This is a genomic window from Paenibacillus sp. PDC88, from assembly GCF_900106725.1.
GTDB classification, from domain to species: domain Bacteria; phylum Bacillota; class Bacilli; order Paenibacillales; family Paenibacillaceae; genus Paenibacillus; species Paenibacillus shunpengii.
Genome location: NZ_FNNT01000001.1, coordinates 862811 through 877060 on the forward strand (window position 1 = coordinate 862811; position 14250 = coordinate 877060).

A 14250-nucleotide genomic window follows, 5' to 3' on the forward strand; every position below is an offset into this window, starting at 1 on the left:
ATAAAGGAGCTGTCCTTCTTTCTATGCTGGATGTCATTCGTTATTTACTGTTTGCCCTGTTCATCCTCTCTACCGTCTGTGCCGGCTTCACAAGTATTCGTGGACGCAGAGCCAGTGATGCTCTGAAGAGAGGCCTCTACCAGGCAATGACAAACATATGGATGGGAATCATGCTGATCGTGCTGGCCCTTATACAGATGTTTATGTTCAGCGGTTCTACGGTTGCCGTCATTGTTGAGGGATTGTTCCTCGTGCTGGGTGCCTTCAATCTGTTTGCAGGGATTCGAAATCGCATTCATTACACCCAGATAAAGAATGAAAAGTCTCCTTTATAAGGAGACTTTTCTGATGAATGAGATTAGAAATCTAAGACAGATCAATGGATTGCAGGGTCATAATCACTTTGCATATCAGCTGTCCATCTCGGACCAGGTCAATATCCAGCTTGCAATTGCGCCTGCTGAGCTCCATCACACTTGGAGATATCGTCACTTTATCTTCAATTTGAAGAGGACGCACAAAGTAGGTTGAGATATTCTCCAACATATGGTCATTCCCAGTAACCTCACGCGCAATTCGATGTCCGGCCTGCGTCATTAAATGAATGAGTACCCCTTCGGAAATAGTGCCTAAGTCTGTCGCCATCTGAGGAATGATCACACCATTGTACTTGATCTCTCCCTGCTCCCCTCTCTCTTCCACAAACCCATTCCATATCAAATGATCAAAGGTTTCTCCAAGCTGAGGCTGCTTCTGGGTGTCCCGCATTGCATTCAGAACTTCTGTACGCTTGACAGATGTAATCAGCTTACGGTTCCGGTCAACGATCGGTAAATAATCGATGCCTTCCCAGGCCATAATCTGTGCCGCCGATGCAAGTGAGGTCTTAAGCGTTGCCGTGACAGGCTTGCGCACAACGCTTTTGTCAATACTTTGATGTTCAGGGAGGTCTACGACATCCTTGCGGCTAATAATTCCGATGACCCGATTCCATTCATCAATTACTGGAAAACGCAGCTCTCCCGTTTCGAGCACCAGACGGCTGAAATCGGCGACTGTACTGTTCAATTTCAAATAGTAGGTTTTGGGCTTTCCACCAACAATATCCTCAACCAGCATAATCTTCTTCTTAATCAATCGGTCAAAGATCGCTCTGTTAATCATGGATGCCACCGTAAACGTGTCGTGCTTAGAAGAGATGATGGGTAAACTCAGCTTGTCCGCAAGGCCTACCACTTCAGGATCGGTACCGAAGCCTCCGGTAATAAGCACACCTGCACCTTGATTTAATGCAAGACTATGTGCATTATCTCTATTACCAACAATAAGCAGGCTGCCTGCATCGATGTACTTGGCCATGGCTTCTTCTTTCATTGCCCCAATGACGTATTTATACAAAGGTTTGCCAAGCCCTTCGTTACCGCCAAGGACATGTCCACCCACAATCTCAACGACATCCCCGAAAGTGAGCTGCTCAGAGGCACCACGCAGCCTTTTCTCCACACGTACTGTGCCAATTCGTTCTTTGGTAACGACAAGTCCTACATTTTCTGCTTCTTTGACAGCACGATAAGCAGTCCCTTCACTGACTCCCATTTCTCTGGCAAGCCCTCGAACCGATATCTTGGAACCAATCTTTAACTGCTCTATGTATTGAAGGAGCTGCACATGCTTTGTTACTGTTTCTTCTTCAAATCCTTCCAAACTCGACACCCCTCGGACGAAAAAAACATTTTACAATTAGTTTAATCAAATATACTACATTAAAATCAATTCATATTACCCTTAGCTGCAGAAATTAAGAATATAGTTATTTCCGATTATAGCATTAATAAGGGGGACATCTCACCTTAGAACTGTAAAAAGAGAATGGGCTCCCTCAATACTATGGAAGAGTATCAACAAATAAAAAGGCTGCCTCCATAACAGCACCAACACTGTAGGAGACAACCCTTTGCAGCATTACTGTGAATGCTCTTTGGCCTGCGCAGGCACAATTTTCACTTTGTTTCCCTGTTCCGCATTGTCAGTCCATTTAAGCTCCCACTGACGCAGCTTCGCTTTGCGGACACGTTCAAGCGACTGCTTCTTCTCTTCGTCCACGCCCAATATAAAATGCAGGTTTGCACCGATGACAAGCAGTGTAAAGAACAGCCAGGCTATGCTGAACCCTGCGCTCCAGCCTGTAAATGAAAGCTTCGGTAATGCAAAGACCAGCATGCCACCTGCAACGAGCATATACAGTGTGTGCTTCCACTTCGCAAACTTCATGCCCTTTTCTCTCATTTCATTCAGCTCCTCATTTCTTCCTTAGAATCTATATATCTATTCTATGAACGAAAAAATGAGATTATGTGAATCAATTTAGAGAAAGAGTCCACAATTATTATTTCAGCTCGCCGCCATATAGATGCTGCAGACTTTCCATAATGATTTTGTTGACATCTTCAATAATGACACTAAGACGTCGTTCCGCCTCAAACAGTCTGCGAATATTCAAGTTCAGACTTAGCACCTCAAAGGATTTTTCCATCGTCTCCATTTCTTCTTGAGAAGGCATGTCGCCTGTCATCATCCGCTGCTGGAGTTCATTCTGACGAACCCGAAACTCATCCAGCATACGCTGCGAATCCGGATCGGCGGCAACAAGCTTCATCGCTTGTGAGATTTCCTTCACTTCTTCGCTGTCTTTAAGTGCTCCTGCCAAATCATGTGCCTTGTCATAAATGTTCATTATTCATTTTCCTCTCTGTCGTTAAAGTTCTGTCGTTAAAGTGGCGCTGTACATTTTACATCCATCCCTCATGTTGTCGTACAACAATCCAAAATTAAATCAGATTTTGCAAAAAATGGTCAATCACCAAGGGATATATGTCCTCATATGATGAATCACATGCACTTTCTCATACTCAGCTTACATCCAAAAACGACTGACATCATGTTTGCCCCCTGGAAGGAGATCCACGATGTCCCAAAAAAAAGTAATGATCCACATCAGCGGATCAGGCATCCTGCAGGATGACGTCGTGATGATCGGTGAGAAATTTCTAAAGTATTGGAAAATTCCTGCCGGACGTCCGCTCCAGCTTGCATTCGGAAGCTTTAAGCAAGAAGTTACCATTATTTCCGTACCCAAGTTTGAAGGTATGCGAGTGAGTCCCATATTAGCCGAGCGATGCGGCCTCACTTCTCGTACGGTTCTGAAGATCCGTTATTTTGATAGCAGCCGGACGCTCCGTATCGGTCCCCTGATCAGTGTCCTGATCAGTCGCGATCATCCAGATAAGCTTGATCGGCCTTTCGGCTCCATCACGATGTTTTGCAGCGAACTGGTGAGGGCCTGTCAGAAACGGGGAGCATACGTGTACTTTATTACACCAGACCATGTCGATTCAGTTACCGGTCAAATCGAAGGCTGGGTGTATGACGAAGGATGGAAAAAAAGAGTGATGCCTATTGCCGATGTCGTCAATAATCGACTGACTTCACGCAAGCTTGAGAACAAACCTAGCGTACAGCATTTTGTAAAGGAAGTAAAATCGCGTTACGGAACAGTAACGTATAATGAGAAGTTTCTCGACAAGAATGAAGTCTTCGAGGCGTTGAAATCGGAGAGCAGTCTTAGAAGGTACTTACCGGAATCGCATTCCCTCAAGTCCTTTGCTGTGCTCAAAAATATGTGTCAAACGTATCCGGTTATATTTCTTAAGCCTGTTCGAGGCAGCCTGGGTAAAGGAATCATACGCATATCCAGACAGTCTGATGGAACATATATGACCCTTTCCACTCAGCTTGGCGGTGTTCAAAAGCAGGTATACTCCAGCCTGACCAAATTATTTGCAGGATTGTCTGGAAAGATGAAGACAACCAAATACCAGATTCAACAAGGACTGCATCTCATGGATATCGGCAAGAAACCGGTCGATTTCAGAGCATTGGTTCAGAAAAACCGTGCAGGTAACTGGAAGGTGACATCCATTGTCGCCCGCATTGCCGGCGGCAGCCATTTTGTATCCAACCTCGCCAGAGGAGGCTCCCTCAGCACAGTAAAAGAAGCCGTGAACAAGAGCTTATTATCGAGCGATGTCAAAAAAAATGCTTACGTCTCTTTGCATAAGGCTGCGCTTAGTATTGCGGAAGGAATCGAAGCGACCATTCCAGCGCATTTTGGAGAACTAGGAATCGATCTTGCGATGGATTACTCGGGAAAGGTCTGGCTTATTGAGGTCAATTCAAAGCCTTCCAAGAATGACAATACACCGCTTACTGACAATAAGATCCGGCCATCCGTCATTACAATGCTTGATTATTCCGCTTACCTTGCCGGATTCTAATAACTAGAAAGGAGGAATCAAACTCATGAAAAAACCGCTTGGTACGCTCGGTGTGCTCGTGAATGAACGGAAGGGAACACCTCCATTTGCCGATGAATATTTCTGCAGGCGGCTCTGTCAAGAAGGAGTAAATTTTGGAATGAATGTCGTTGTGCTGACCCCCAGAAGCTCCGAGCCAGACGGTAATTATCTCGGTTATCAATATATAAAGGGGAACTGGACCCTGCTTCCAGTAGAACAGCCCGATCTGATCTATGATCGATGCCTGTCTCCTGTACCCGGTATATTCAGACGAAGACTAAACAAGGCTTCGAAATCCGCTTCACACAAGGTCAGATATTTATCCCGTGGACTACCGGGTAAATGGCATGTCTATAACTCCCTTCGCCTTAACGCTCTGCTAAAAGATCATCTGCCCGATACTGCCGTCTACACGAATGTAGAACAGCTAAAACAATGGCTGATACGGTATCCTCAAGGTGTATTCTTGAAGCCGCAGGCAGGAACACACGGCAAAAGAACAGTTCTCGTTCGCAGGCAGCCTGAGAATGGCAAGCTCATAATTCAAGGACGCAACAGCTCCAACCATATGTTCAATAAGCGTTTCACCAATCATGAGCTTGGACTCAGCCAGCTCCATCGCATCCTTTCCACTCGAACATTTATCATTCAGCCATTTCTCTCACTCATGAATCAGGAGGAAAAACCGTTTGATCTGCGTGTTCTCGTTCAGAAGAATGGTAGGGGGAAATGGAGCTTAAGCGGTCAAGCAATTCGTGAAGGCGGTCATGGCAGTCTTACTTCTAATCTCCACGGAGGCGGAACAGCCTTGGACTGCCGCTCCTTTCTGGAAACGGAATACGGCAAGGATCAAGCTGAATTCATTATTAACAAAGCGGCTGAACTCTCCGCTGTCATTCCCGTGGTACTAGAAGGAAGGTTTGGTCGTCTTAGCGAGCTTGGTATCGATTATGGAATCGACCGAGATGGGAAGCTGTGGATTATTGAAGTCAATTCCAAGCCGGGTCGATCTTCCTTTCTACTTGCAGGTGATATGGAAAGCACGAGTCTTGCATACAACCGGCCTCTTGAATATGCCCGTTATTTACTGCTTCGTACCCAATAACAACAAGTAAAACGAATAAGCACACTAAAATAGCCGAATACATCCAGCACAGCTGGCCTGAGACGAGTTGGCTGCGCTTAAGATCAGCAGCGTTTCGGGATAGGAGGATAAAATCAATGAGTCTGACTTTGTGTAATGTGCACTTTACAAAAAGGCCGGAGAAGGTCATCTATGTATCCAATGCATTAATAAATAACTTCCAGCTATCCGGTAAGAAAACAATTCATGTCCGACTTGGCAAGCAGCGTATCCCTGTACATCTCAAACCACTGAAGAAATCCGGAAAACACATCTATCTATCAAGCAGCGTCCGCAACGCAATTCAAATTCCGAATTCAGGCAATATTCTTATCAAAGGTGTCGAGGGGGATGAAGTTCAGCTTGGTCCGCTGATCGGCATTCTGTCTGACGGACCGAATTCGGCATCACAACCGTTCGGCTCACGAACAGGGTTTATAAAACAATTGCTTACACATGGTAATCAAAATTCTTATACATTCGGATTTACACCGAAAGATATCGATTGGGGAAATGAACGAATCTATGGTTATTTCCTGAATAGCAGCGGTGGATTCTCCAGAAGATACGTACCGCTTCCTGACGTCGTGTATAACAGACTGCCTAGCAGGAGATCCGACTTCTCCCAATCGACCAATCAGCTTCGCGATCGTTTTGAACGGAAGAACATTCCTTTCTTCAACTGGAGCTTCTTTAACAAATCCGATATCTATCGATTGCTGGAGGATGATCAGACGGTCAACATCTATGTACCAGAGTCGCATATGAATCCAAGCATGGAAATGATCAAGGAAATGCTGGACCGACATCAATTTGTATATTATAAGCCTTCGGCAGGAAGTCTCGGTCAAGGTATTTTTCGTCTGACCTACTTGCCTAAGAGAGGTTATTACGCCAGGTTCAGAAAGCCAGGCGGCAATGTTCTTCTCCGATTTACTTCGTTCAAGAAGCTTGCAACTATGCTTCAGGCCAGACTCGGGTCCAGAACGAAGGATTATGTTGTTCAGCAAGGGATTCGGTTGATTGAAATCGATGGCTGCCCCATAGATTTTCGTTTTCACATGCATAAGAACGGAAATAACGAGTGGGTTGTTGTCGGAATTGGTGCCAAAAAAGCCGGCAAGGGCTCCATTACCACTCATATTAAGAACGGCGGCTCCCTAATGACACCAGAACACGCTCTTAGCAAAACCTTTGGTGACCGAGCACAAGAAATCCTGCAAAAATCTAAAAACACAGCGATTAAATTAGCTGAGGCTATCGAGTTTCATCATAAACATCTTCTCGGTGAAATCGGTTTTGATCTCGGTATTGATCAGGAGGCACAAGTATGGATGTTCGAAGCGAACGCCAAACCGGGCAGATCCATTTTTCGTCACCCTTCCCTCCGCACAGAAGGGAAAGCTTCGGTGGAGCATATCCTGGCGCACTGCATGTATCTGAGCAAATTCCGGAAGAAGGAAAGTTCTTAATTGGAGGCAAAAAAAACGTAAAGCCAACGATCGCCATATTAACTGTCTATGATAGAAAGAGAAAATTCCGAGGGAATCACAAAAATTTTAAAGATATTATTAAAACAGGCGAACAATTAGGGTGTCAGGTCTACGTCGTTACGGTTCGCGATCTGAACCTGTCTGCCGACTTCATTAAAGGATACAAATACAGTACAGAGCGGAAGCAATGGCTCCAAGGCAGATACCCCCCGCCCAACATTGTTTACAATCGGATTCCTCTTCGCGAAGATGAAAGCCGGCCGCTAGTGCAAAAAAAAATTAAGGAATGTATCGCTCATCCCAAGATCAAGCTGTATAATCCTTACTTTTTCAACAAATGGGAATTGTTTGAATGGCTGAGTAAAGCGAAGTCAACGAAATCATATATCCCCCATACTCAAAAGCTCAAATCGTCCTCTGTAATTAGCAGCATTCTTAAAACATACCCATCTGTGTATCTTAAGCCAGAAAGCGGAAAGGCCGGTAAAGGGATAATGACTCTTCAATATTGTGAAGAAGATAAGCTTCCCTATAAGCTCAAGATTCAGGATCATTCCAAGAGCATAACCTATAAATCCACTAATCTAGAGTCGTTATGGAAGAGAATTAAACGAAACATAAAACAAAACGAATATATTATCCAACAGGGCATTGAACTGGCCGCTTTTGGAGGGCGTCCCTTTGATCTTCGGGTTCTCGTGCAAAAAAATGCAAATGGTCAGTGGCGCATGACCGGTGTAGGAGCTCGCCTTGCCGGCCGCAGAAGCATCACGACTCACGTGCCGCGCGGTGGTACGATTGAAGATCCAATCCTGCTTCTCAGCAGCGTATTTGACACACAGCTGGCCAGCAACATTCTCAACGATGTAAAAAGCACCGCCTTGGAAATAGCCAGACAAATTGAGAAATCATCGGGTCACGCCTTGGGTGAAATGTCGATGGATCTTGGCATTGACCAGGACGGGGGCATATGGTTCTTTGAAGCCAATTCCAAGCCAATGAAATTCGATGAACCTGCCATACGCAAAAGATCGCTTGAACGGTTAATCCAATACTGTACGCACCTAGCAAAGCAAAATGGATAAAACATCCAAATTTTACTATCAAAGAAGGTGATCATTCTATGCCGTCACCTGTCTTAGGCATACTGACACTGTACCTCAACGACAAAAAGCAACTTGAAGAAAAGAAAATATACGAACGAATGATTTCGGAAGGCGAACGGCTCGGGCTTGATATATATGTATTCACTCCATCCGATGTCCATCCCTCTAAAGAAATGATTCATGCCCTGATTTATGAGACAGAGCATAAACGATGGGCTCGACAATGGAGAAAGTTCCCTGACATGATATTTGATCGGTGCAGAATCCAGCGAAGTGCCCGTTTCCAAGAGCTTAAACTGTTCAGGCAAAAGTATGCTCATCTCCTCTTCTTGAACCGGCCCTTGCGCAATAAGTGGACTATACATCAGGTTCTGCACAAGAAGCAGCGATTCAGACCCTACCTGCTGGACACCAAATTGTACAGCAGTGATGCTGAACTGAAGAGCATGCTCAAGAAACACAGCCTGCTATATATTAAACCGATTAACGGAACTGGGGGCCGGGGCATTCTCAGAATAGAACGATTAAACAAAGACGGCCTCCTGCTCGTTCAAGGCAGAAATCATCAACGACAGATTCTGGAGCCAAGACAGATGCACTATTCGCTGCTGCCTAAGCTGCTGAAGAATTGGGAAGTCAAGAGCCGCTATATTATCCAGGAAGGGGTTCAGCTCCAGCTGTCCAGTGGTCGGGTGCATGATTACAGGATGCTGGTTCAGAAAAATCAAGACGGGATATGGGAATTCACTGGCTGCGCTGGTCGGATCGGAGGCCATAAGAGCGTCACTTCCAATCTTCATGGCGGGGGAACAGCGATAGAAATGAACGAACTCTTATCGCAGTGGATTACCGATTCGGATAAGAGAGTAGAGGTTCGTGCCGCTGTCGAGAACTTTGGAGTCGAGGTTGCAAAATATTTAGAAGCCACTTATGGTGCATTATGTGAGCTGGCACTCGATATTGCTATCGACAAAAACGGCGATATATATCTGATTGAGGTAAATCCGAAGCCGGCCAGGGAAGTATTTTCACAAATCGGCCAGACTGAGGTTTATAAGCAAGCGATTGTGAAACCGCTGGAGTACTCTCTATGGCTGTATAAGCAGAGGAGCTCATAATTGACCCAGGCTTCACCTTTTATTACATGAGACAACAAACCCGCATATACGTCATTCCCTTTGAAAGATTGAAAGCAATTGACAACTTCCAAAGGGAATTTCATATGCGGTTTACTCATTTCTGTAAGCAGCTGGCTCTTATTATTCAGCTTGTTTATACAAGGTCAATAATTCTGTAAAATCATTCAGAAGCGCACTTGATCCCTTCAATTCATCCTCACGTCCAAACCCCGCATAAGCACAGCCAATCACGGTCTGTCCATTCTCCACGCCTGCTTCCACATCAGAGGATCGGTCTCCTACCATCCATGCCGAACGAATATTGTGTTTATCTAACAATAGCTTGACCAGATCAACCTTTGATGCTGTTGCATACTCTCCCGCACTATACAGATCATCAAATAGATGTGCAATACCATAAGCTTTGGCGACACCCTTTACATAATGCTCCAGCCCGTTGCTTGCAACATACAGCTTCACACCGTAGTCATGCAGAGCCTTGAGCGTATCAACAACCCCAGGATAGAGCACCCCTATCCCCTGTTCTAATCCCTCCAGCTCCAGCTGCAGCAATAGTTCATCGGCACGCAGCTTCGCTGCCTCAGTTGAATTAGGTATTACCCGCTTCCATATATCAGGCAGCAGCATGCCCAGACTGCCGAGAATAAGCTCTTCGGGTGGTGTCGCTCCTTCGTGATGTCCTTCTTCTCTTAAAATATCAAACATTTTATGGTACACAGGAACAAGCAGTGATTCCGTTTGAAACAGTGTTCCGTCCATATCAAAAATCATTGCCTCCGGTTTATTCAGTATGATCCTTTTTTCCACAAGTCCGCATCCCCTATTCTATTTAATATAAGTTTGCTATTAACGAATGGTATAGTCGTTAGTCCACCTGTCTATGATAAGCATTCCTTCTCCCACATGTAAACCTTTCAAATGTAAATTTTCGGTCTTGCTCCCGTTTATTCTGTGTGCCGGACCATCGTACTATACTTTTTTGTGATCTTTCATCTTGAGGAAAAAAGGGTATATATATTGGCGAAGGATAAGGAAAGGAGAAAAGGGAGAAATTATACTGTCAAGCTCTCTTATCGTTCTAGGTTCCACATACATATGCGGGCTGTAGGAGCAGAGCAAATACTTAAATAGGAGAATGGAAAGGAGTCTTAACGCTTGAAATACTACCAAATAGATAAAGAGGAAGTTCTGCGTGAAGTAAACAGCAGCCTAGAGGGCCTCTCGAAGGAAGAAGCTCAGAAGCGAATTGAAACAACAGGATACAACGAACTGAAAGCAAAGGATCGAGATCCTATTTGGAAGCTGTTTCTTGAAAACTTCAAAGATCCTATGGTGATCGTCCTGCTGATTGCAGCGATTGTACAGCTGATTCTTGGACAATTCATTGAATCACTCATTATATTCCTAGTACTAATTCTTAATGCCATCGTCAGTGTCGTTCAGACTCGAAAGGCTGAGAGCTCTCTTGATGCGCTTCGTAATTTATCTGCTCCAGAGGCTAAGGTCATTCGTGCAGGAGCACGAGTGACCATTCCGGCAAGGGAGCTTGTACCAGGCGATATCGTCATACTGGAAGCAGGTGACTACGTGCCTGCAGATGGACGTATTATCGAATCCGGCAGCCTTAAAGTTAATGAGGGCATGTTGACAGGCGAATCAGAAGCCGTGGAGAAGCATACAGAACCGATCGAAGGAGATGCAGCTCTCGGGGATCGGCGTAATATGGTATTCAGCGGTGCACTGACGGTGTATGGACGGGGAACGGTTGTCGTAACCGCAACTGCTGGTAATACAGAGATTGGTAAGATCGCCGGACTCATTGAAACGGCGGAGATGAAGCAAACACCACTTCAGCGCAAGCTTGATAAATTCAGTAAAAAGCTGGGTGTGTTTATTCTCATCCTCTCGATCATTATATTCGGTGTAGAGGCTGGGCGAATCTGGCTGTCGGATGATACAGGAGATGTTACAAGCTCTATCCTGAACGCGCTAATGTTTGCTGTTGCCGTAGCGGTTGCTGCGATTCCCGAAGCCCTCTCTTCTATTGTGACGATCGTACTCTCTGTGGGAACCAACAAAATGGCAAAGCAGCACGCCATTATCCGCAAATTGCCGGCGGTAGAATCTCTGGGCTCTGCGAGTGTCATATGTACAGATAAGACAGGTACACTAACACAGAATCGAATGACCGTTGTTGATTACTTCCTGCCCGAAGGAGCTAAGGAAGAATTTCCTGATAACCCGCAGGAATGGAACGATGCAGAACGCCGGCTTCTTCATATTGCGGTATTGTGCAACGATTCTCATATTAATGAGGAAGGTAAGGAGCTTGGTGATCCGACCGAGATTGCACTCATTGCGTTCAGTAACAGCAAGAACAAGCATTATCGTGAAATTCGCGATCAATTTCCAAGAGAAGCAGAGATTCCTTTCGATTCCGATCGAAAGCTGATGTCTACCATCCATACCTTTTCTGGTCAAAAAGCAATATTAACTAAAGGCGGTCCTGATGTGTTATTCAGCCGTTGTAAGCATGTATTTATGAAGGGAGAGCAGGTACCACTCACAGACGAGCTGCTCGCTCAGTTCAAGGAAGCGAATGAGAATTTCTCTGAAAGAGCACTTCGAGTGTTAGCTTATGCTTATAAAACAATACCAAGTGATAAAAATGAGCTTGGTGTTGAGGATGAGTATGATCTAACCCTAGTAGGTCTGACTGCCATGATCGACCCGCCGCGTGAAGAAGTATACGATTCAATTATTGAATCGAAGAAGGCCGGCATACGCACGGTAATGATTACAGGCGACCACAAGACGACTGCTCAGGCCATTGGGCGTGATATTGGTCTGATGGATGACCATGATATTGCCGTAACAGGACAAGAGCTGGACGCGATGTCTGAGGAAGAGCTGGATCAGAAGCTTGAGAATATATCGGTCTATGCCCGCGTATCGCCTGAGAACAAGATAAGAATTGTACGTGCTTGGCAGAAAAAAGGAAATATCGCTGCTATGACTGGGGACGGCGTTAACGATGCCCCCGCCCTGAAGCAAGCCGATATCGGGGTTGCCATGGGAAGCGGAACGGATGTAGCCAAGGATTCCGCGGCGATGATTCTAACGGACGACAACTTCGTGTCGATTGTTAAGGCCGTCGGTGTCGGCAGAACCGTGTTTGATAATATTAAAAAAGCGATCGCCTATTTATTTGCAGGAAATCTGGGGGCAATCATTGCCATCCTGTTTGCGCTCATCGTTGACTGGATCAATCCTTTTACAGCAATACAGCTTCTATTCATTAACCTGGCCAATGACTCACTTCCTGCCATTGCGCTTGGTATGGAAAAGCCGGAGCCAAACGTGATGTCTCGTAAGCCGAGAGACATTAATGAAGGGATTTTTGCTGGAGGAACACTTAGCGCGGTACTCACACGCGGAATTCTCATCGGGATCGCCGTTATCACATCACAGTATATTGGTCTATCCCATTCACCAGAAATGAGCGTTGCAATGGCCTTTACAACCTTAATCCTGGCCCGCACCCTGCAAACGTTCGCTGCACGCTCAACACAGCAGACGATTTTTCAAGTCGGGCTGTTCTCGAACAAATATGTCCTTGGTGCTGTAGCTGTATGCTTCGTGCTGTACGCTGTCACCTTGATTCCAGGGGTGCGAGGGATCTTCTCTATTCCAGATGCATTTGGCTGGAATGAGTTCTTTATCGCCGCTGGCTTAGCGCTGGCCGCTGTTATTCTGATGGAGATTATTAAAATGATCCGCAATGCAACAGCACAGCGCAAATAACAAATAAAGGGCTGCCTCACCTCATGGGTGTGGCAGCCCTTTTTATACAAACTATCTATCCGATGATATTAGGAAAAGCCTTACGTGTCTTAAAATCAATATCTTTGTAATACATATCTCGTACGAGCAGATTCGGCCCACAGCAGCTTGCTGCATCGCAGAAGCAATTAACGGTCTGATTCAAAGGATGATTCGAGGTCCATTCCGCAAAAATATCATCCAGTCGCTCATTCTTGATATTTCCGAATTCCGGAATATCCGCAAAATCGGTTACATATACGTTGCCGGTAAACATGTTCACATTCACCCGATTGCGGCCATCCGGGTCATTTCTTATCGTTACATTCGGCTCTTTGTATAGACGGGAAATGAGCTTACGATCCTCATCTCCCCCATTGCAAGCATAGAACGGCAGTGTTCCGAAGAGCATCCACATCTCCTGATCTCTCACGTCCAGCAGTCCATGGATCGCATTACGCATATCATCCAGTGACAAGACAGGCAGTGCCGCAGCAAAGTTTGAAGCATACATGGGATGAACTTCATGCCTTCTTGCTCCCATCTGGCCTATGAGCTTGTGAATCTCTCCAAGCTTCTGATGTGTGCGATAATTAATCATTGATTCTGCGGAAATAAACATTCCCTGCTCGCTTAGCTTCAAGGAGTTTTCCATCATGCGATCATACATTTTGGCTGCCGTATTATAACTGACCGGTCGATTACTGTTGGCAAATCCTACCTCATGAAAATCAGAGGCATTCAAATAATTAAATGAAATATGCATAACATCCAGGTAAGGCAGCAGCTTCTCATATCGGCTAATATCCATCGTCAAATTCGAGTTGATCTGTGAGCGGATACCACGCGCTTTGGCATACTTGAGCAGAGGAAGAATCATTTCATCCACCGTTTTCTCCAAGAAGCTCGGTTCCCCGCCCGTCAGGCTAATCGTTTCCAGGTGCTCCACCTGATCCAATGCCTCAATCATTTGAGATACAGGAATGGAGGGAGCTTCCTTCATAACCAGCATCTCACCGACAGCACAATGCTCGCAGCGCATGTTGCATAGATGAGTGACGGTCATTTCAACGCTGGTGAGCACATGCTTGCCATATTTTCTTAACGACATGATCGGATCCCAGGGATCATATGCCGGAGAAAGCGCACGAATATTCTTCATTTCATGATTCATTAAAGTCATTTATTTCACCTTATTTCCTAAATTGAACT

Annotated in this window: 12 protein-coding genes; 7 read left to right on the forward strand and 5 right to left on the reverse strand. The window is 45.4% G+C overall.

Translation table 11 applies throughout. The features are described 5' to 3' along the window. The first annotated feature begins 23 nt into the window (after positions 1 to 23). Positions 24 to 335, forward strand: a complete 312-nt coding sequence (locus tag BLW49_RS04070) for a YtpI family protein (RefSeq protein ID WP_076311424.1) — start codon at positions 24 to 26, stop codon at positions 333 to 335. Between the two features lie 31 nt (positions 336 to 366). Here the strand turns inward: BLW49_RS04070 and BLW49_RS04075 are convergent, their stop codons facing one another. From BLW49_RS04075 to BLW49_RS04085, 3 genes are all read right to left on the reverse strand, one after another. After that, the gene (locus BLW49_RS04075) at positions 367 to 1704 is read right to left on the reverse strand and encodes a DRTGG domain-containing protein (RefSeq protein ID WP_076311425.1); all 1338 of its coding nucleotides are present in this window, start codon (positions 1702 to 1704) and stop codon (positions 367 to 369) included. A 258-nt stretch (positions 1705 to 1962) separates the two neighbouring features. Next, positions 1963 to 2286 (reverse strand): hypothetical protein, encoded by a 324-nt coding sequence (locus BLW49_RS04080; protein WP_076311426.1) that lies wholly within the window; start codon positions 2284 to 2286, stop codon positions 1963 to 1965. A gap of 100 nt (positions 2287 to 2386) precedes the next feature. Continuing rightward, positions 2387 to 2734, reverse strand: coding sequence for a YlbF/YmcA family competence regulator (locus BLW49_RS04085; protein WP_076311427.1), 348 nt, complete (start codon positions 2732 to 2734; stop codon positions 2387 to 2389). A gap of 232 nt (positions 2735 to 2966) precedes the next feature. Between BLW49_RS04085 and BLW49_RS04090 the strand changes: the two genes are divergently transcribed. The 5 genes from BLW49_RS04090 to BLW49_RS04110 all read left to right on the forward strand — a co-directional run bounded on the left by BLW49_RS04090 (position 2967) and on the right by BLW49_RS04110 (position 9195). Further along, entirely contained in the window at positions 2967 to 4334 is a 1368-nt protein-coding gene (locus tag BLW49_RS04090) for a YheC/YheD family endospore coat-associated protein (protein WP_076311428.1), read from the forward strand. A gap of 25 nt (positions 4335 to 4359) precedes the next feature. Then, complete coding sequence (locus BLW49_RS04095) at positions 4360 to 5460, forward strand: YheC/YheD family endospore coat-associated protein (RefSeq protein ID WP_076311429.1); 1101 nt, start codon at positions 4360 to 4362, stop codon at positions 5458 to 5460. A gap of 116 nt (positions 5461 to 5576) precedes the next feature. After that, positions 5577 to 6950 carry a YheC/YheD family endospore coat-associated protein gene (locus BLW49_RS04100; protein WP_076311430.1) on the forward strand — a complete coding sequence of 458 codons (1374 nt, stop codon included), beginning with the start codon at positions 5577 to 5579 and terminating at the stop codon, positions 6948 to 6950. A 35-nt stretch (positions 6951 to 6985) separates the two neighbouring features. Beyond that, positions 6986 to 8056, forward strand: coding sequence for a YheC/YheD family endospore coat-associated protein (locus BLW49_RS04105; protein ID WP_371264534.1), 1071 nt, complete (start codon positions 6986 to 6988; stop codon positions 8054 to 8056). Positions 8057 to 8094: 38 nt separating this feature from the next. Next, positions 8095 to 9195, forward strand: coding sequence for a YheC/YheD family endospore coat-associated protein (locus tag BLW49_RS04110; RefSeq protein WP_090723289.1), 1101 nt, complete (start codon positions 8095 to 8097; stop codon positions 9193 to 9195). Positions 9196 to 9336: 141 nt separating this feature from the next. Here the strand turns inward: BLW49_RS04110 and BLW49_RS04115 are convergent, their stop codons facing one another. Further along, positions 9337 to 9987: an HAD family hydrolase gene (locus tag BLW49_RS04115; RefSeq protein WP_177178663.1), complete on the reverse strand. Its 651-nt coding sequence runs from the start codon at positions 9985 to 9987 to the stop codon at positions 9337 to 9339. A 399-nt stretch (positions 9988 to 10386) separates the two neighbouring features. Here BLW49_RS04115 and BLW49_RS04120 point away from each other — a divergent pair, with 399 nt between their 5' ends. Next, complete coding sequence (locus BLW49_RS04120) at positions 10387 to 13020, forward strand: cation-translocating P-type ATPase (RefSeq protein WP_371264535.1); 2634 nt, start codon at positions 10387 to 10389, stop codon at positions 13018 to 13020. Between the two features lie 55 nt (positions 13021 to 13075). Here the strand turns inward: BLW49_RS04120 and yfkAB are convergent, their stop codons facing one another. Further along, positions 13076 to 14221, reverse strand: coding sequence for a radical SAM/CxCxxxxC motif protein YfkAB (gene yfkAB, locus BLW49_RS04125; RefSeq protein WP_090723292.1), 1146 nt, complete (start codon positions 14219 to 14221; stop codon positions 13076 to 13078). Positions 14222 to 14250 lie beyond the last annotated feature (29 nt).